Source organism: Pseudomonas sp. MYb193 (genome assembly GCF_002966775.1).
GTDB lineage: Bacteria > Pseudomonadota > Gammaproteobacteria > Pseudomonadales > Pseudomonadaceae > Aquipseudomonas > Aquipseudomonas paracarnis.
The window spans coordinates 6052744-6070297 of sequence record NZ_CP023269.1; the positions used below are offsets into that span (position 1 = coordinate 6052744).

General features: G+C 60.1%; 17 protein-coding genes. 7 read left to right on the top strand and 10 right to left on the bottom strand.

Translation table 11 applies throughout. The annotated features are described in order from the left end of the window. Nucleotides 1-181 precede the first annotated feature (181 nt). Nucleotides 182-469, top strand: a complete 288-nt coding sequence (locus CLM72_RS27895) for a hypothetical protein (protein ID WP_213153144.1) — start codon at nucleotides 182-184, stop codon at nucleotides 467-469. Between the two features lie 103 nt (nucleotides 470-572). On the opposite strand, the gene CLM72_RS27900 is transcribed toward CLM72_RS27895, so the two are convergent. The 3 genes from CLM72_RS27900 to CLM72_RS27910 form a co-directional block, all read right to left on the bottom strand. Then, on the bottom strand, nucleotides 573-848 hold the full coding sequence (locus tag CLM72_RS27900; RefSeq protein WP_003195589.1) for an HU family DNA-binding protein: 276 nt from the start codon (nucleotides 846-848) through the stop codon (nucleotides 573-575). 190 nt (nucleotides 849-1038) lie between these two features. After that, complete coding sequence (locus CLM72_RS27905; protein ID WP_105228981.1) at nucleotides 1039-2187, bottom strand: NAD(P)/FAD-dependent oxidoreductase; 1149 nt, start codon at nucleotides 2185-2187, stop codon at nucleotides 1039-1041. Nucleotides 2188-2223: 36 nt separating this feature from the next. Beyond that, nucleotides 2224-2391 carry a rubredoxin gene (locus CLM72_RS27910; protein WP_014720509.1) on the bottom strand — a complete coding sequence of 56 codons (168 nt, stop codon included), beginning with the start codon at nucleotides 2389-2391 and terminating at the stop codon, nucleotides 2224-2226. Between the two features lie 195 nt (nucleotides 2392-2586). Here CLM72_RS27910 and CLM72_RS27915 point away from each other — a divergent pair, with 195 nt between their 5' ends. Beyond that, nucleotides 2587-3150 carry a chorismate lyase gene (locus tag CLM72_RS27915; RefSeq protein ID WP_105228982.1) on the top strand — a complete coding sequence of 188 codons (564 nt, stop codon included), beginning with the start codon at nucleotides 2587-2589 and terminating at the stop codon, nucleotides 3148-3150. After that, nucleotides 3150-4040 (top strand): 4-hydroxybenzoate octaprenyltransferase, encoded by an 891-nt coding sequence (ubiA, locus tag CLM72_RS27920; RefSeq protein ID WP_014720511.1) that lies wholly within the window; start codon nucleotides 3150-3152, stop codon nucleotides 4038-4040. The genes CLM72_RS27915 and ubiA overlap by 1 nt, the downstream gene beginning before the upstream one ends. A 123-nt stretch (nucleotides 4041-4163) precedes the next feature. Here ubiA and CLM72_RS27925 read toward each other — a convergent pair whose 3' ends face one another. Continuing rightward, nucleotides 4164-4541: a hypothetical protein gene (locus tag CLM72_RS27925; protein ID WP_105228983.1), complete on the bottom strand. Its 378-nt coding sequence runs from the start codon at nucleotides 4539-4541 to the stop codon at nucleotides 4164-4166. Nucleotides 4542-4693: 152 nt separating this feature from the next. Here CLM72_RS27925 and phoB point away from each other — a divergent pair, with 152 nt between their 5' ends. From phoB to CLM72_RS27940, 3 genes are all read left to right on the top strand, one after another. Further along, the gene (phoB, locus tag CLM72_RS27930) at nucleotides 4694-5383 is read left to right on the top strand and encodes a phosphate regulon transcriptional regulator PhoB (protein ID WP_003195617.1); all 690 of its coding nucleotides are present in this window, start codon (nucleotides 4694-4696) and stop codon (nucleotides 5381-5383) included. A gap of 126 nt (nucleotides 5384-5509) precedes the next feature. Further along, nucleotides 5510-6796 (top strand): phosphate regulon sensor histidine kinase PhoR, encoded by a 1287-nt coding sequence (gene phoR, locus CLM72_RS27935; protein ID WP_256595426.1) that lies wholly within the window; start codon nucleotides 5510-5512, stop codon nucleotides 6794-6796. Nucleotides 6797-7052: 256 nt separating this feature from the next. Next, nucleotides 7053-8393, top strand: a complete 1341-nt coding sequence (locus tag CLM72_RS27940; protein WP_003195620.1) for a hemolysin family protein — start codon at nucleotides 7053-7055, stop codon at nucleotides 8391-8393. Nucleotides 8394-8525: 132 nt separating this feature from the next. Here CLM72_RS27940 and CLM72_RS27945 read toward each other — a convergent pair whose 3' ends face one another. From CLM72_RS27945 to CLM72_RS27970, 6 genes are all read right to left on the bottom strand, one after another. Next, nucleotides 8526-9425: a response regulator gene (locus CLM72_RS27945; protein WP_105228985.1), complete on the bottom strand. Its 900-nt coding sequence runs from the start codon at nucleotides 9423-9425 to the stop codon at nucleotides 8526-8528. Nucleotides 9426-9589: 164 nt separating this feature from the next. Further along, nucleotides 9590-10351 carry a phosphate signaling complex protein PhoU gene (gene phoU / locus CLM72_RS27950; RefSeq protein ID WP_034129125.1) on the bottom strand — a complete coding sequence of 254 codons (762 nt, stop codon included), beginning with the start codon at nucleotides 10349-10351 and terminating at the stop codon, nucleotides 9590-9592. Between the two features lie 70 nt (nucleotides 10352-10421). Continuing rightward, nucleotides 10422-11255: a phosphate ABC transporter ATP-binding protein PstB gene (gene pstB, locus CLM72_RS27955; protein ID WP_003195626.1), complete on the bottom strand. Its 834-nt coding sequence runs from the start codon at nucleotides 11253-11255 to the stop codon at nucleotides 10422-10424. Nucleotides 11256-11432: 177 nt separating this feature from the next. Further along, complete coding sequence (pstA, locus tag CLM72_RS27960; protein WP_078466300.1) at nucleotides 11433-13103, bottom strand: phosphate ABC transporter permease PstA; 1671 nt, start codon at nucleotides 13101-13103, stop codon at nucleotides 11433-11435. 15 nt (nucleotides 13104-13118) lie between these two features. Further along, on the bottom strand, nucleotides 13119-15152 hold the full coding sequence (locus CLM72_RS27965) for an ABC transporter permease subunit (RefSeq protein ID WP_177430957.1): 2034 nt from the start codon (nucleotides 15150-15152) through the stop codon (nucleotides 13119-13121). A gap of 484 nt (nucleotides 15153-15636) precedes the next feature. Then, complete coding sequence (locus CLM72_RS27970; RefSeq protein WP_003195633.1) at nucleotides 15637-16623, bottom strand: phosphate ABC transporter substrate-binding protein PstS; 987 nt, start codon at nucleotides 16621-16623, stop codon at nucleotides 15637-15639. Between the two features lie 501 nt (nucleotides 16624-17124). Here CLM72_RS27970 and CLM72_RS27975 point away from each other — a divergent pair. Next, the gene (locus CLM72_RS27975) at nucleotides 17125-17463 is read left to right on the top strand and encodes a DUF6124 family protein (RefSeq protein WP_105228987.1); all 339 of its coding nucleotides are present in this window, start codon (nucleotides 17125-17127) and stop codon (nucleotides 17461-17463) included. Nucleotides 17464-17554 lie beyond the last annotated feature (91 nt).

The window sequence follows — 17554 nt, forward strand, 5'->3', positions numbered from 1 at the left end:
TCAAATAAATCCGTCACCTTTAACCATTCCAACTGGGTCGCAACAGAAAAATCTAAACCATCACGTTTCGGAAAATGTGGCTAAGGAGTCAAAAATGGGCGCCTGGAATTACAACCCTTGGGAAAACGATGAAGCCGCGGACTGGTTTCAGGAGTTCTGAAAACAACAAAATTTCGCGGTCTTGATCAACGAAATCAGCCAGTTTGATCCCGCTGAAGAACGTTATGACGCCTTTAGGGCTGCCTGTTATCTATTACAAACCCTAGGCAACCCCTATATATGGCCAGCTGAATATCTGGCACAACTCAAACCCCTGATCGAGCAGGCTATTTCAATACTGACCCAACTGATTGATCCGCCCAATGACGAATGGGGGTTTCTTGATAGGTGGGGCGACAGCGCCGATGTTATCAACGCAGTGGAGGAACAAATCGACGCTCTGAAAATGCGATTAGGCGAGCTGGCTTAATCTGGCATACGCATCAGCACCCAACAAAAAATGGGCACCCGACCCAGTCGGCGTGCCCATCTTCTTTACCGCCCCGCCTCCCTTCGAGACGGTACCGCTTAACTTACGGGTTGACGCTGTCTTTGAGCGACTTGCCCGGCTTGAACGCTACGGTGTTACTCGCCTTGATTTTCACTGGCTCACCGGTTTGCGGGTTTTTGCCGGTGCGGGCGCCGCGGTGACGTTGCAGGAAAGTGCCGAAGCCGACCAGGGTGACGCTGTCCTTGCGGTGCAGGGCGCCGGTGATTTCTTCGAGGACGGCGTTGAGGACGCGGTTGGCCTGTTCTTTGGTGAGATCGGCTTTTTCAGCGATGGCGGCTGCGAGATCTGGTTTACGCATATGTGAAGCCTCTTTGACGGTTTTTTGTTGTTATGTCCGTGCTGCTCTCTGGTGGAGCAGCGCCAAGGCGCCGCAGGCTCTACTCTGCGGCAGACGGGAGTGAGGATGGCATGCCCTCGGGCGCCGCGCCAGTCTCGCGGCGGCCTTTCTCGGGGTATGAACGTGATGTTTGCGACAGAACGGGTGGTATTTACGCCAGTAACGGCGGAAGGTCTTTGTTCAGCGCCAGTTTTTCCATGACAGCGCTGCCAGTCAGTGCGTAACCCAGCAGGCGGCCGCTGGCATCGCGGCACAGGGCCTTGATGTCGGCACCCTGCCCTTCGACACTCCAGACGCCTTCAGTGCCTCGTGGTGCAGGTGAGACCACCAGCGGGCACACCGGGGTTTTCACGGTGATGGGCATCGGTCCATAGCTCACCGCCGTGGCATTGCCGGCCAGGGTTTGCGCCAGGGCACGGGCGCAGCTCATCAGCGGCATCACGTACAACAGGTTCAGGCCATCCACCTCGGCGCAGTCGCCCAGGGCATAGATATTGGCGTGGGAGGTCTTGAGGTGGCGGTCCACCATGATCCCGCGGTTGATTTGCAGGCCGGCCGCTGCGGCCAGGTCTACACGCGGGCGCAGGCCAATGGCAGACACCACCAGGTCACAGTGGATCACTTCACCGTCCGACAGGTGCGCTTCAAGGCCACCAGCCGTGCGTTGCAGGCGATTGAGCACCGGGCCCAGGTGGAAACGCGCGCCGATGCCTTCCAGCCCGGCTTGCACCGCTGCGGCTGCCGCCGGGTGCAGCAGGGTCGGCATGACTTGCTCACACGGCGCGACCAGGTCGATTTCATAGCCGCCCAGGATCAGATCATTGGCAAACTCACAGCCGATCAGGCCAGCGCCAAGCAGCAGCACGCGCCGTTTGCCGGCAGCGGCAGCGCGAAAGCGCGCGTAGTCTTCCAGGTCGTTGATCGGGAAAATCAGCTCAGCCGCATCGCCTTCGACCGGTACGCGCACGGTTTCTGCGCCCCAGGCCAGGACCAGGTCGCGGTAGGTCACCGCTTCCTCGCCGATCCACAGGCGTTTGTGGCCTGGGTCGATGCCGCTGATGCGCGTATGGGTGCGCACCTGGGCCTTGAGTTGCTCGGCCATGGCGCCGGGTTCGGCCATGCTCAGGCCATCGGCTTCCTTGTTCTTGCCAAAGCCGGTGGAGAGCATGGGCTTGGAGTAGGAGCGTCCGTCATCGGCAGTGATCAGCAGCAACGGGGTCTCGCTGTCGAGCTTGCGAAACTCCCGGGCGACGTTGTAACCGGCCAATCCTGTGCCGATGATCACGACAGGTGCGTTCATTCCTTTCTCCTTGTAGTACGTTTCTTAAATTCGGGATTACGCGATTTCGATCATTTCGAAGTCCGACTTACCCACGCCGCAGTCCGGGCACAGCCAGTCTTCCGGGACGTCCTGCCACAGAGTGCCTGGTGCAATACCGTCATCCGGCCAGCCGTCCGCTTCGTTATAGATAAGGCCACAGACGATACATTGCCACTTCTTCATTACATGCTTCCTCAGGTTCAGGCGTGTTGGCCGGCGGTCGTTGGATCCAGCGTTGCCGCGCGGCTCAGGGCGTTTTGTACTGATCGGGGCCGGCAGATGCAAGCATGTTCGACGCAAACGACGGGTTTGGCACGGCAAAAGCCCAGGGTGCCATGGTAAGCTCGCCGCCTCTTTTGCTGCCAATACTGACTCACCGTGCCGCACTCAATCGCCCTTCCCGATGCTTGCCAATGGCTGACCCAGAGCCTTCTGAGCCCCTTGCCCACGCCCTTGATCCTCAACTGGCTGTTTGACGAAGGCTCGCTGACGCGACGGCTGACGTGGCTGTCCAACGAGGGTTTCAGCGTGACGCCGCTGTTCGAAGGCTGGCAACCGTTGCGCGACGACGAATGCGCCGCCCTGGACCTGCCGCCGGCCAGTATCGGTTGGGTACGCGAGGTGTATTTGCGCGGGCACGACCAGCCTTGGGTGTTCGCCCGCAGCGTGGCGGCCCGCAGTGCCTTGCAGGGCGACGGGCTGCACATGGACGAGCTGGGCAGCCGCTCGCTGGGCGAGTTGCTGTTCTGCGACCGCGCCTTTACCCGCCAGGCCATTGAAGTGTGTCACTACCCCCGTGCCTGGCTGCCGACAGCGGACCAGGCCGATAATCTTTGGGCGCGCCGCTCGCGCTTCGACCGCGGGGCGCTGAGCGTGCTGGTGGCGGAAGTCTTCCTGCCGAGTTTCTGGCACGCGCTACATGATCATCCGGAGAACTGCTGATGTACCAACGTCTGCTCAAGTCCTTGAACCGCCTGAACCCCAGGGCCTGGGATTTCATTCAGCTGACGCGCATGGACAAGCCCATCGGCATCTACCTGCTGCTGTGGCCGACACTGTGGGCCCTGTGGATCGCCGGCAAGGGTTCGCCGTCGCTGATCAATATCGTGATTTTCGTGCTGGGCGTGGTACTCACCCGGGCCGGCGGCTGCGTGATCAATGACTGGGCCGACCGCAAGGTCGATGGCCATGTGAAACGCACCGAGCAACGACCGCTGGTGAGCGGCAAGATCAGTTCGAAGGAAGCGCTGGTGTTTTTTGCCGTGCTGATGGGCATCAGTTTCCTGCTGGTGCTGCTGACCAACGCCAGCACCATCCTGCTGTCCCTGGGCGGCCTCGCACTGGCGGCAAGCTACCCGTTCATGAAGCGCTACACCTATTACCCCCAAGTGGTGCTGGGCGCAGCGTTTTCCTGGGGCATGCCGATGGCGTTTACCGCCGAGACCGGCCATTTGCCTGCCACCGCGTGGCTGCTGTACATCGCCAACCTGTTGTGGACGGTGGGCTACGACACCTATTACGCCATGACCGACCGCGATGACGACTTGAAGATCGGGGTGAAATCCACCGCCATTCTGTTCGGTGACGCTGACCGCGTGATCATCCTCACCCTGCAAGGCCTGGCGCTGGCGTGCCTGTTGCTGGCCGGCGCACGGTTCGAGCTAGGCGGGTGGTTCCACCTGGGGTTGCTGGCGGCAGCGGGCTGTTTTGTCTGGGAGTTCTGGTACACACGAGACAGGGACCGCATGAAGTGCTTCAAGGCGTTCTTGCATAATCACTGGGCGGGGTTGGCGATTTTTGTCGGGATCGTGGTGGATTACGCTGTTCGCTGAGGATTCTGTGGTGATTGTTGGGGCGCCATCGCAGGCAAGCCAGCTCCCACATTTTGATTGTATTCACACATCAAAAAAATGTGGGAGGGGCTTGCCCTCGATGGACTCAGCAGCGCCGCAGACTTAAGGCTTGATGATGTGCCAGACGCTACCCTTGCCATCACCGGTCTTGTCACCGGCTTTCGTGTCTTCCTTGTAGGTGTAGACAGGCTTGCCTTTATAGGCCCACTGGCTGGTCTGGTCGTCGCGGGTGATCACCGTCCAATCACCGGTCTTGGTGTCGGTGGACTCTGCCTTCAGCGGTGGCCAGTTGGTCGCGCACTGGTCCTTGCACACTGATTTGCCATCAGCGTCCTTGTCGAAGGTGTAGAGCGTCATTCCCTTGTGATCCACCAACATCCCGTCTTTGGTCATCGCCGGCTCTGCCGCAAACGCCAGTCCAGGCAGCGCCAACACCGCAGATACCAGCAGGGCTTTCCAGGAAACAGTGCTGTAAGTCATCGGAACCTTCCTTTTGTGGTTGTCAGGATTCGGACCCAAAGGGTAGTCCAGAGTGCCGTTAATTGCCCAAGCGACTAAATTACTGTCACACGACTGCAATAATTCCGTTATCTAATGCGGCGCAAGACAGTTAAATGACAAGAGGATTGAGCATGGTTGGCAGGAGCATTCTGATCGTTGACGACGAAGCGCCCATTCGCGAAATGATCGCCGTCGCGTTGGAAATGGCCGGCTATGACTGCCTGGAGGCGGAGAACTCCCAGCAGGCCCACGCCATTATCGTCGACCGCAAGCCGGACCTGATCCTGCTCGACTGGATGCTGCCCGGCACCTCGGGCATCGAATTGGCCCGCCGTCTCAAGCGTGACGAGCTGACCGGGGATATCCCGATCATCATGCTCACCGCCAAGGGCGAAGAGGACAACAAGATCCAGGGCCTGGAAGTCGGTGCCGATGACTACATCACCAAGCCGTTTTCCCCACGGGAACTGGTGGCGCGCCTCAAAGCCGTGCTGCGCCGCGCCGGCCCGACCGATGGCGAAGCGCCTATCGAAGTCGACGGCTTGATCCTGGACCCGATCAGCCACCGCGTGACCATCGACGGCAAGCCTGCGGAGATGGGGCCGACCGAATACCGCTTGCTGCAATTCTTCATGACTCACCAGGAGCGCGCCTACACCCGCGGCCAACTGCTCGACCAGGTATGGGGCGGCAACGTCTATGTGGAAGAGCGCACTGTGGACGTGCATATCCGCCGCCTGCGCAAAGCCTTGGGCGATGCGTACGAGAATCTGGTACAAACCGTGCGCGGTACCGGCTATCGGTTTTCTACCAAAGGTTGAGCAATCAGCCACAAGCCGCAAGTTAAAAGCGGGACTGCTTAAGCTTGGAGCTTGCAGCTTGAAACTTGAAACTGCTCCGAAGGACGCACCTTGAACCAAAACTGGCATGGCACCCTCATCCGCCACATGCTCTTGCTGGTCACCGGCTGCCTGTTGGTGGGGCTGGTCAGCGGCTACTACGGCTGGAGCCTGGCCGCCGGCATCGCGTTGTACCTGGGCTGGACCCTCAAACAATTGCTGCGCCTGCATGAATGGCTGCGCCAGCACAAACCCGATGAGGCCCCCCCCGATGGCTATGGCCTGTGGGGCGAGGTGTTCGACAGCATCTACCACCTGCAACGCCGCGACCAACGGGTACGCGGGCGCCTGCAAGCGGTGATCGACCGGGTGCAGGAGTCCACCGCAGCGCTCAAGGACGCGGTGATCATGCTCGACAGCGACGGCAACCTGGAATGGTGGAACCGTGCCGCCGAGACCCTGCTGGGCCTCAAGACGCCCCAGGACAGCGGCCAGCCGGTGACCAACCTGGTGCGTCACCCACGCTTCAAGGAATACTTCGAGCAGGACAACTACGAAGAAGCCCTGGAAATCCCCTCGCCCACCAACGACCGCGTGCGCATCCAGCTGTACCTGACTCGCTACGGCAACAACGAGCACTTGATGCTGGTACGTGATGTGACCCGTATCCACCAGCTGGAACAGATGCGCAAAGACTTCGTCGCCAACGTTTCCCATGAGCTGCGCACGCCGTTGACGGTGATCTGCGGCTACCTGGAGACGTTGCTGGACAATGTCGATGAGATCAACCCGCGTTGGAGCCGCGCCCTGCAGCAGATGCAGGTGCAAGGCTCGCGCATGCAAACCCTGCTTAACGACCTGCTGTTGCTGGCCAAGCTTGAAGCCACGGACTACCCCTCGGACAACCACCCCGTGGCGGTGCAGAGCCTGTTGCAGACGATCAAGAACGATGCCCAGGCCCTCTCGGGCGAACGCGGGCAGCAGATCACGCTGGAGGCCGACCCAACCGTATTGCTCAAGGGCAGTGAAGGCGAATTGCGCAGTGCATTCTCCAACCTGGTGTTCAACGCGGTGAAGTACACCCAGGACAAGGGCAATATCCGCATTCGCTGGTGGGCCGACGAGCACGGCGCGCACCTGAGTGTGCAGGACTCGGGTATCGGTATCGACGCCAAGCACCTGCCGCGCCTGACCGAACGCTTCTACCGTGTCGACTCCAGCCGCAACTCCAACACCGGCGGCACCGGGCTGGGCCTGGCCATCGTCAAGCATGTGCTGCTGCGCCATCGGGCCCGCCTGGAAATCAGCAGCGTGCTGGGGCATGGCAGTACCTTTACCTGTCATTTTCCGCCGGCGCAGGTAAACCGTTCGCGAGCGGCCGAGGCCGATGATTAAGCGGAAGTGCGCACGGCCCACTGTGGGAGCTGGCTTGCCTGCGATGACGGCGGGTCAGCCAAATTATCGGTAGCAGGCAGACCGCCATCGCAGGCAAGCCAGCTCCCACACGGGTTCTGCGACACGACTTTGCAGCCCCGCCCGGCAGCGGGCACTAGGCAAGCGCCCCGTCAGCCGCTACATTGGCCGACTTGCGCCTGCCTTTCAGGCCCACCTGTCACCCCTATTGAACACACGGAACCTGCAAAACCCCATCATGGACCCTTCCCCTGGCATTACCCTCGCTACACTCTTCGCCGATTTCGGCATGATTCTTTTTGCACTGATCCTGGTACTGCTCAACGGTTTCTTCGTTGCGGCGGAATTTGCCATGGTCAAACTGCGCGCCACCCGCGTCGAGGCCATCGCCCATAAGAACGGCTGGCGCGGGCAGATCCTGCGTACCGTGCACAGCCAGCTCGACGCCTACCTGTCGGCTTGTCAGCTGGGCATCACACTGGCGTCCCTGGGTCTGGGCTGGGTCGGTGAACCGGCCTTTGCGCACATCCTCGAGCCGATGCTGGGCGCGGTCGGCGTGCAGTCGCCTGAAGTGATCAAGGGCGTGTCGTTCTTTGCCGCCTTCTTCGTGATTTCCTACCTGCACATCGTGGTCGGTGAGTTGGCCCCAAAATCCTGGGCGATTCGCAAACCCGAGTTGCTGTCGCTGTGGACGGCCGTGCCGCTGTACCTGTTCTACTGGGCGATGTACCCGGCCATTTACCTGCTCAACGCCAGTGCCAACGCCATCCTGCGTATCGCTGGCCAAGGCGAGCCTGGCCCGCACCATGAGCACCATTACAGCCGCGAAGAACTCAAGCTGATCCTGCACTCCAGCCGTGGCCAGGACCCCAGCGACCAAGGCATGCGCGTACTGGCCTCCGCCGTGGAAATGGGCGAGCTGGAAGTGGTGGACTGGGCCAACTCCCGGGAAGACCTGGTGACCCTGGACTTCAACGCCCCGCTCAAGGAAATCCTCGCGCTGTTCCGTCGCCATAAATTCAGCCGTTACCCGGTGTATGACGCGGTGCGCAACGAGTTTGTCGGCTTGCTGCACATCAAGGATTTGCTGCTGGAACTGGCTGCCCTGGACCATATCCCCGAATCGTTCAACCTGGCCGAATTGACCCGCCCGCTGGAACGCGTATCGCGGCATATGCCGTTGTCGCAACTGCTGGAGCAGTTCCGCAAAGGCGGCGCGCACTTCGCCCTGGTGGAGGAAGCTGACGGCAAGATCATCGGCTACCTGACCATGGAAGACGTGCTGGAAGTGCTGGTGGGCGATATCCAGGACGAACACCGCAAGGCCGAGCGCGGCATCCTCGCCTACCAGCCCGGCAAACTGCTGGTGCGTGGTGACACGCCGTTGTTCAAGGTGGAGCGCCTGTTGGGCGTCGACCTGGACCATATCGAAGCCGAAACCTTGGCCGGCCTGATCTACGACACGCTCAAGCGCGTGCCGGAAGAAGAAGAAGTGCTGGAAGTTGAAGGCTTGCGGATCATCATCAAGAAGATGAAAGGGCCGAAGATCGTGTTGGCCAAGGTGTTGTTGCTGGACTGACTGCAAGCGCAGTGCTGTGTGTGGGAGCGGGCTTGCCCGCGATAGCGGTGGGTCAGCCAGCGCATTGTTGACTGATAGATTGCTATCGCGGGCAAGCCCGCTCCCACATGGACTAAGCGTCGCCTTGAAGGGTCACGCACCCGGCACGAAATGCTTCTGCGCCGTGCCACGGGCGATCAGGCGGGATATGTAGTCCAGCTTCTGCGCATCCTGGTCGATAAAGCGGAAAGTCAGTTGCAACCAGTCGCTGTCGGGCTTGGGCTCGTAGGCGACGATGGCGTGCAGGTAGCCGTTGAGCCGTGCGACTTCGGCGTTGTCGCCCTGTTCAAGGTCGAGCACGGCGCTTTCCAGTACTTGTGGCAGGACCTCGCCACGCTTTACCACCAGCAACGCTTCCTTGATGCTCAGGGCCTTGATCACGCATTGCTGGGTGCCGCTTGCGAGGCGCAACTGGCCCTGACCGCGACTGCCTGCCGGCGCCGCTGCTGCGGGGGCCTTGGCTGGCGGTGTATTGAGCAAACCTTTGCTGGGCGCTGCCACCGGGGCCGGCTTGACCGCTTCGGGTTTGCCGCCGGTCAGGGCGCTCAGGGAGTCGTTGCCAAAGGCTGAGTTCATCTTGGTCGGCGCGCTGGCAATCAGCGCATCGAGGCGACCGATCTTGTGCAGGGCCTGCTTGACCTTGTTGAGCAACTGCTCGTTGGTGAACGGCTTGCTGACATAGCCGGAAACCCCCGCCTGAATCGCCTGCACCACGTTTTCCTTGTCGCCACGGCTGGTCACCATGACGAACGGCATGGCCTTCAGGTGCGCTTGCTCGCGGCACCAGGTCAACAGCTCAATGCCAGACATTTCCGGCATTTCCCAGTCACACAGCACCAGGTCGAAGGTTTCGCGCATGAGGATGGATTGCGCCTTTTTGCCGTTCACCGCATCTTCGATCTTGATCCCGGGGAAGTAATTACGCAGGCACTTCTTCACCAGGTCGCGAATAAACGAGGCGTCATCCACCACCAACACACTGACTTTACTCATCGACCCTTCATCCTATAAAAACGTCTGCAAAACGCCTGACTGATGGCATTTTGCCAAAACTCGCGGGTCACAGAAGGACTTTATGGCGCCTGCTGTGCAAAAAATTCAGATGCCGCAAACAAAAACGCCCGGCCAGAGGCCGGGCGTTAATTTCTCGGGCAACCTTACTTATCGTCAGATTCGCCCGGAACATTAGGGATTAGATCAGCAGTGCCTTCAACTTCGGCCTTCATGCGCTTTAGGCCCATGTGCCGGACGTCGGTGCCGCGCACCAGATAAATCACCAATTCCGAGATATTGCGCGCGTGGTCGCCGATACGCTCCAGGGAGCGCAGCACCCAGATAATGTTCAAGACCCGCGAGATCGAACGCGGATCTTCCATCATGTAGGTGGCCAATTCGCGCAGCGCAGTCTTGTATTCGCGGTCGATGATCTTGTCGTACTGTGCCACCGACAACGCCAGTTCGGCGTCAAAGCGGGCGAAGGCGTCGAGGGCATCGCGCACCATGTTGCGCACCTGATCGCCGATATGGCGCACCTCCACGTAGCCACGGGGGGCTTCACCCTCTTCGCACAGCTGGATGGCGCGGCGGGCAATCTTGGTGGCTTCATCGCCAATGCGCTCCAGGTCGATCACCGACTTGGAAATGCTGATGATCAAACGCAGATCCGAGGCCGCTGGCTGGCGGCGGGCAAGAATGCGCAGGCACTCTTCGTCGATATTGCGTTCCATCTGATTGATCTGCTCATCAATCTCGCGCACCTGCTGGGCCAGGCCCGAGTCGGCCTCGATCAGCGCGGTGACCGCATCATTGACTTGCTTCTCCACCAGCCCGCCCATCGCCAGGAGGTGGCTGCGCACTTCCTCAAGCTCGGCATTGAACTGCGCGGAGATGTGGTGGGTAAGGCCTTCTTTGCTAATCATGTTGGCGTCCTTGGAGCGTCCGGTAAGGTGCGGAGAACCGCAGCGTCAGTGCAATCAGAACCACAGCTTCCTAGCCGTAGCGACCGGTGATGTAGTCTTCGGTCTGCTTCTTCGCCGGATTGGTGAACAGGGTATCGGTGTCGCCGAACTCCACCAGCTTGCCCATGTACATGAACGCGGTGTAGTCGGAAACCCGCGCCGCCTGTTGCATGTTGTGGGTCACGATGACGATGGTGAACTTGGACTTGAGCTCGTAGATCAGCTCTTCGACTTTCAAGGTGGAAATCGGGTCGAGCGCCGAGCACGGTTCGTCGAGCAGCAACACTTCCGGCTCTACGGCGATGGTACGGGCGATCACCAGGCGCTGCTGCTGGCCGCCGGACAAGCCGAGTGCCGATTCGTGCAGGCGGTCCTTGACCTCGTCCCACAATGCCGCGCCCTTGAGCGCCCACTCAACCGCTTCGTCGAGGATGCGTTTCTTGTTGATACCCTGGATACGCAGGCCGTAGACCACGTTTTCGTAGATGGTCTTGGGGAACGGGTTGGGCTTCTGGAACACCATGCCCACGCGGCGACGCAGCTCGGCCACGTCTTCGCCCTTGCGGTAGATATTGGTGCCGTAGAGGTTAATTGCACCTTCTACACGGCAACCGTCCACCAGGTCATTCATGCGGTTGAAGGTACGCAACAACGTGGACTTGCCGCAGCCCGACGGGCCGATGAAGGCGGTCACGCGTTGCTTGGGGATGTTCATGCTGACATCGAACAGTGCCTGCTTGTCGCCGTAGTACAGGCTCAGGCCGGGGACTTCGATGGCCACGGTTTCCTGGGCCAGGCTCAGGCTCTGCTTGTCGCGACCCAGGGCAGACATGTTGATGCCGTGGGATTGGGTTTCGTGTTGCATGGGATGCTCCCTGTGCTACCAATTCATTTCGTTGAACCGCCGGGGCGGCTTACTCAAATTCTGTGCCTGACGCCGAGCCCTGTGGGAGCTGGCTTGCCTGCGATGCGGGCGGCGCGGTATTGCAGTAACACCGCGGTGATGCCATCGCAGGCAAGCCAGCTCCCACATTGGATCGCATTAGCTGTCCAGCGCTTTGTATTTTTCGCGCAGGTGGTTACGAATCCACACTGCCGACAGGTTGAGCGTGGCGATCACCAGTACCAGCAGCAAGGCGGTGGCGTACACCAACGGCCGTGCGGCTTCGACGTTGGGGCTCTGGAAGCCGACGTCATAAATATGGAAGCCCAGGTGCATGATCTTCTGGTCCAGGTGCAGGTACGGGTAGTTGCCATCCAGCGGTAGCGACGGCGCCAGCTTCACTACACCCACCAGCATCAGCGGTGCCACCTCACCCGCGGCACGGGCCACGGCGAGGATCATGCCGGTCATCATCGCCGGGCTGGCCATTGGCAGTACGATCTTCCACAACGTTTCCGCCTTGGTCGCGCCGAGTGCCAGGGAGCCTTCACGCACGGTGCGAGGAATCCGCGCCAAGCCTTCTTCGGTGGCCACGATCACCACAGGCACCGCCAGCAGCGCCAGGGTCAGCGAAGCCCAGAGCAACCCCGGCGTACCGAAGGTCGGCGCAGGCAGCGCTTCAGCGAAGAACAGACGGTCGACCGAGCCCCCCAGTACATACACGAAGAAGCCCAGGCCGAACACGCCGTAGACGATGGCCGGTACGCCGGCCAGGTTGTTCACGGCGATACGGATGATGCGGGTCAAGGTGTTCTGCTTGGCGTATTCACGCAGGTACACCGCGGCCAGTACGCCAAACGGGGTCACGATCATTGCCATGATCAGGGTCATCATCACGGTGCCGAAGATGGCCGGGAAGATCCCGCCTTCGGTGTTGGCCTCCCGTGGGTCATCGCTGAGGAATTCCCAGACCTTGCTGAAGTAGAAGCCGATTTTGGTCATCGTGCCCATGGCGTTCGGCTGGTAGGCGTGCACCACTTTGCCGATGCCGATTTCCACTTCCTTGCCGTTGCCGTCACGCGCCGTCAGGGCGTCGCGGTTGAACTGTGCATGCAGGTCGGCCAGGCGCGCTTCGATGTCCTGGTAGCGGGCGTTCAGCTCGGCGCGGTCGGCGTCCATGTCGGCCTGGGCGGCAGCGTCGAGCTTGCCTTCCAGTTCCAGTTTGCGACCGTGCAGGCGGATGCGCTCCAGCCCGGCGTTGATCGCGCCGATATCGGATTTTTCCAAGGTCTTGAGCTGAGCAGCCAGCTTGTTCACGCGGTCCACGCGGGCTTGCAGCTCAGGCCACGCGGCCTCGCCTTCGGCAATCACCTTGCCGTCCTGCTTGACGTTGACCAGGGTGCCGTAGAAGTTGCCCCACTCACGACGCTCGATGGCCATCAGGTTCGCAGGCTTGGTCTGGTCCTTCAGCCACTCACCGACAATCCAGGTGAAGTCGTTGCCGTTCAGGTCGCGGTTGCCGACCTTGATCAGCTCACGAGTCATGAATTCCGGGCCTTGGTCCGGCACCGGCAGGCCCGCGCTTTTCAGGCGCTCACGCGGCACTTCTTCTTTCTGCACCACTTCGCCGATCACGATGTGGTTGGCCTGGCCTGGCACGTTGTAGTTGGCCTGGATCAGGTCGGCCGGCCAGAAATGGCCCAGGCCCCGCACCGCAATCACAGCCAGCAAACCAATGGTCATGATGACCGCGATGGACACCGCGCCACCGCTGATCCAGACGCCGGGGGCGCCGCTCTTGAACCATCCATTCAGGGAGTTCTGTTTCACAGACTTCTACCTTTCTTAAAGCGACGAGTATTTCTTGCGCAGACGCTGACGAATCAGCTCGGCGAGGGTGTTCATGATGAAGGTGAACAACAGCAGCACCAGCGCCGAGAGGAACAGCACGCGGTAATGACTGCCGCCCACTTCCGACTCGGGCATCTCCACCGCAACGTTGGCCGCCAGGGTGCGCAGGCCCTCGAACAGGTTCATCTCCATCACCGGGGTGTTACCGGTGGCCATCAGTACGATCATGGTCTCGCCCACGGCGCGGCCCATGCCGATCATCAGCGCCGAGAAGATGCCCGGGCTGGCGGTGAGGATGACCACGCGGGTCATGGTCTGCCACGGCGTGGCGCCCAGGGCCAGGGAACCCAGAGTCAGGCCGCGTGGCACGCTGAACACGGCATCTTCGGCGATGGAGTAGATGTTCGGGATCACCGCAAAACCCATGGCCAGGCCGACCACCAACGCGTTGCGCTGGTCGTAGGTAATGCCCAGATCGTGGGAGATCCACATGCGCATGTCACCGCCGAAGAACCAGGTTTCCAGGTACGGGCTCATGTATAGCGAGAGCCAGCCCACCAACAGGATCACCGGAATCAGGATCGCGCTTTCCCAACCATCGGGAACGCGCAGGCGGATCGACTCAGGCAAGCGGCTGAAGACAAAGCCGGCGACCAGGATGCCAATCGGCAACAGCATCAACAGGCTGAAAATGCCCGGCAGGTGCCCTTCCACATACGGCGCCAGGAACAGGCCGGCGAAGAATCCGAGGATCACCGTCGGCATGGCTTCCATCAGCTCGATCACCGGCTTGACCTTGCGGCGCAGGCTCGGCGCCATGAAGTAAGCGGTGTAGATCGCTGCAGCAACCGCCAGTGGCGCCGCCAGCAACATGGCGTAGAACGCGGCCTTCAAGGTACCGAAGGTCAGCGGGGCCAGGCTCATCTTGGGTTCGAAGTCAGTGTTGGCGGCCGTGGATTGCCAGACGTATTTAGGTTCGTCGTAGTTCTCGTACCAGACCTTGCTCCACAACGCGCTCCACGACACTTCCGGGTGCGGGTTGTCGAGCAACAACGGTTGCAGCTTGCCACCCGCCTCGACAATCACGCGGTTGGCCCGTGGCGACATGCCGAACAGGCCCTGGCCATCGACCACCGGGTCCACCAGCAAGGTGCGATGGGCGGTGCTGTGGAACACGCCGAACTGGCCAGCAGCATCCAGGGCGGTGAAGCCTTTGCGGCGCTCTTCAGCGCTGATTTCGACGATGGGCGCGGTGCCCATCTGGAAGGTGCGGATCTGCTTCAGGCGCTGTTCGCCATCGGGGTCGCGGGCCATGAACCACTGGGCCAGGCCGCCTTTGGAGTTACCCAGTATCAGTGAGATACCGCCGACCAACTGGGTGCTGGCGGTGATTTCCGTGTCGGCGTCTTCCAGCAGTTTGTAGCGACCGTTGAGGCTCTTGTCGCGCAGGCTGAACACGTCGGCCAGGGCACGACCGTTGATCACATACAGCCACTGCTGGCGTGGGTCGATGAAGATCGCCTTCACCGGCTCGGTCATCTGCGGCAGCTCGACGCGCTTCTGCTCGCTGGTGACTTCACCGGTCATCATGTTTTCTTCGCGGCTCAGGGTCAGCACGTTCAAGTGCGAACCGGCGGAACCTGCCACCACCAGGGAGGTGTCGGTGGCGTTGAGCGCAACGTGTTCCAGCGGGCGACCGGCGTCATCCAGTACGATCGGCGTTTCGCCGTAGGGGTACTCGATAGCTGGGGTGATGGTTTTGTTGCCGTCCGGGTACGACACCTTATAAGTGTGGCGGAACACCAAAGACTGGCCATTGGACAAACCGAGAATCACCAGCGGGCTGCCCGGCTGATCTTCACCAATGGAAGCAACGCTGGTACCGGCCGGAATCGGCAGGTCGACACGCTTGAGCTCGGCACCGGTGTCCACGGCAAAGAACAGCGCCTGGCCCTTGTCGGAAACCCGCATGGCGACCTGGTTCTGTTCTTCGAGGGAGATCATCAACGGCTTGCCGGCGTCCTGCATCCAAGCGGGCGTCAACGCGTCTTCCTTGCTCAACGAGGCGCCCTGGAACAATGGCGCAACCACATAGGCGAGGAAGAAGAAGATCAGGGTAATGGCGGCCAGCACGGCGAGGCCGCCGACCAGCACATACCAACGGGTGAAGCGATCCTTGAGCGCGCGGATGCGGCGCTTGCGTTGCAGCTCAGGCGTATTGAAATCAATGCGCTTGGGAGGGGAAGTCGTCGTCATGGTGGAATTGGCCAGATCATTCATGCGCACACCCTAGCGATCCTGTATGACAGAAAGATGACAGTGCAGTGACGCAACAAATCCGCCGCGAAGCAGGGCTGGCAGCGGATAAAAAATTAGGGATGCAGACTGCTTATGTGGGAGCGGGCTTGCCCGCGATGGCATCAACACGATTTCAACGCTAAACCGCGTCGCCAGCATCGCGGGCAAGCCCGCTCCCACAGAAAAGCATGCGTCTACACCAGGTATCGCAGGCTTAGTTGCCTTCTTTCAAACCCAGGTCAGCCAGGGCCTTGGCGGCGACTTTGGCTGGCAGCGGGATGTAGCCGTCTTTGACCACTACTTCCTGGCCCTGCTTGGACAGCACCAGTTTCACGAACTCAGCTTCCAGCGGCGCCAGCGGCTTGTTCGGGGCTTTGTTGACATACACGTAGAGGAAACGCGACAGCGGATACTTGCCGTTCAGGGCGTTTTCTTCGGAGTCTTCGATGTAGTCAGTGCTGCCTTTCTTGGCCAATGGCACGGTCTTCACGCTGGCGGTCTTGTAGCCGATGCCCGAGTAACCGATGCCGTTCAGCGAGGAGCTGATCGACTGCACGACCGAAGCCGAGCCCGGTTGCTCGTTCACGTTTGGCTTGTAGTCGCCTTTGCACAGGGCTTCTTCCTTGAAGTAGCCGTAGGTGCCAGATACCGAGTTACGCCCGAACAGTTGCACTGGCTTGTTGGCCAGGTCGCCGGTCACGCCCAGGTCACCCCAGGTTTTCACATCGGCTTTGGCGCCGCACAGACGCGTCGACGAGAAGATCGCATCGACCTGTTCCATGGTCAGGTGCTGGATCGGGTTGTCCTTGTGCACAAATACCGCCAGGGCATCCACCGCAACCGGGATTGCCGTTGGCTTGTAGCCGTACTTCTGCTCGAAGGCCGCCAGTTCGGTGTCCTTCATCTTGCGGCTCATCGGGCCCAGGTTGGAGGTGCCTTCAGTCAACGCAGGTGGCGCAGTGGCAGAGCCGGCAGCTTGAATCTGGATGTTGACGTTCGGGTATTCCTTTTTGTAACCCTCGGCCCACAGGGTCATCAGGTTAGCCAGGGTATCGGAACCGACGCTGGACAGGTTGCCCGACACACCAGTGGTCTTGACGTAAGCCGGGATTGCCGGATCAACACCAGCGGCCACCGCGTTGGCGGTCGCAACGCCAGCAGCGACAAAAGTCATTGCCGCCATCAAACGTTTCAGTTTCATGCCTTGCTCCTAGCAGATAGGGATAGTTGGATCGGGGCCAAGTATCAGGAGGCCGTGTGAACACTCTATGTCTGGAATGTGACAGTTAGATGAAAGGCCACTATCGGGTGAGGTTGGCATTTACGAAGAACTTTCAGAAATACAGGCTTGAGCGGGAAGATAAACGTGATATGGCTCTGGCTTGAAACGATGCTGCACTTGCTGATCGGAGATTTCCCACAGCTTTTTAGGGTTGTCGCTCGGAACGGGCCTTAATAACCTCCTCCTGCCGCTGCAAATTCAGCGACCGGGACTGCAAGCCCGCCGAAACTATGTTGGGAGTTCATAAGCGCCTCTATAATCAGAGCGCTTTTTATGGCCGTCGCTTTATGGCGGCTGTGTGCGGGAGACCTTCGGGTCTGCCGGGATGCTCCTAACCTCGGTCTTGCAGACCCGCGCACAGCTGCCACCCATCATCTGCAAGTGATGCTGGCCGCTCCCATTTCGTTAGGAGCTTTTACGATGATCAAAGATAGCCCCAATCCCCCGCTCAATTCGGCTCCACTGCACGCAGACGCTCGCAGAGCCATCAATCCCAATCCGAAACGTTCTGCCGAATGCGCCCTATCTGCTGATAGGCTTTTTACCGTGCGTACAGATCTGGATGCCGAGACCCTGCTGGCAAACGCGTCCCAGGATCTCGCTTCGGTTCAAGTCTTGGCTGCAAATTTGGCGTTCGAGGTCGACGGTGCCGCGCGAGACGTGACCCTGGGAATATGCCGGATGCTTGAGGGAATTCAGTTACTTGTAGACCGGACGCTGGATCAATTTGAAACTCAAAACCCGATGGCAAAATTTTGAAATTCTCTCCGGTCCAAAACCTGGTTAAAGTTTGAGCGATTCACGGTGAACCTTAGGTTGACAAAACAAAAACAAAGCATAGCCTTGTCAA

Bases quoted from the DNA above. Each gene is read 5' to 3' on its own strand.
- CLM72_RS27900 (WP_003195589.1), bottom strand. From the start codon at position 848: ATGCGTAAACCAGATCTCGCAGCCGCCATCGCTGAAAAAGCCGATCTC.
- CLM72_RS27905 (WP_105228981.1), bottom strand. From the start codon at position 2,187: ATGAACGCACCTGTCGTGATCATCGGCACAGGATTGGCCGGTTACAAC.
- CLM72_RS27910 (WP_014720509.1), bottom strand. From the start codon at position 2,391: ATGAAGAAGTGGCAATGTATCGTCTGTGGCCTTATCTATAACGAAGCG.
- ubiA (WP_014720511.1), top strand. From the start codon at position 3,150: ATGTACCAACGTCTGCTCAAGTCCTTGAACCGCCTGAACCCCAGGGCC.
- CLM72_RS27925 (WP_105228983.1), bottom strand. From the start codon at position 4,541: ATGACTTACAGCACTGTTTCCTGGAAAGCCCTGCTGGTATCTGCGGTG.
- phoB (WP_003195617.1), top strand. From the start codon at position 4,694: ATGGTTGGCAGGAGCATTCTGATCGTTGACGACGAAGCGCCCATTCGC.
- phoR (WP_256595426.1), top strand. From the start codon at position 5,510: ATGCTCTTGCTGGTCACCGGCTGCCTGTTGGTGGGGCTGGTCAGCGGC.
- CLM72_RS27940 (WP_003195620.1), top strand. From the start codon at position 7,053: ATGGACCCTTCCCCTGGCATTACCCTCGCTACACTCTTCGCCGATTTC.
- CLM72_RS27945 (WP_105228985.1), bottom strand. From the start codon at position 9,425: ATGAGTAAAGTCAGTGTGTTGGTGGTGGATGACGCCTCGTTTATTCGC.
- phoU (WP_034129125.1), bottom strand. From the start codon at position 10,351: ATGATTAGCAAAGAAGGCCTTACCCACCACATCTCCGCGCAGTTCAAT.
- pstB (WP_003195626.1), bottom strand. From the start codon at position 11,255: ATGCAACACGAAACCCAATCCCACGGCATCAACATGTCTGCCCTGGGT.
- CLM72_RS27965 (WP_177430957.1), bottom strand. From the start codon at position 15,152: ATGCAGGACGCCGGCAAGCCGTTGATGATCTCCCTCGAAGAACAGAAC.
- CLM72_RS27970 (WP_003195633.1), bottom strand. From the start codon at position 16,623: ATGAAACTGAAACGTTTGATGGCGGCAATGACTTTTGTCGCTGCTGGC.
- CLM72_RS27975 (WP_105228987.1), top strand. From the start codon at position 17,125: ATGATCAAAGATAGCCCCAATCCCCCGCTCAATTCGGCTCCACTGCAC.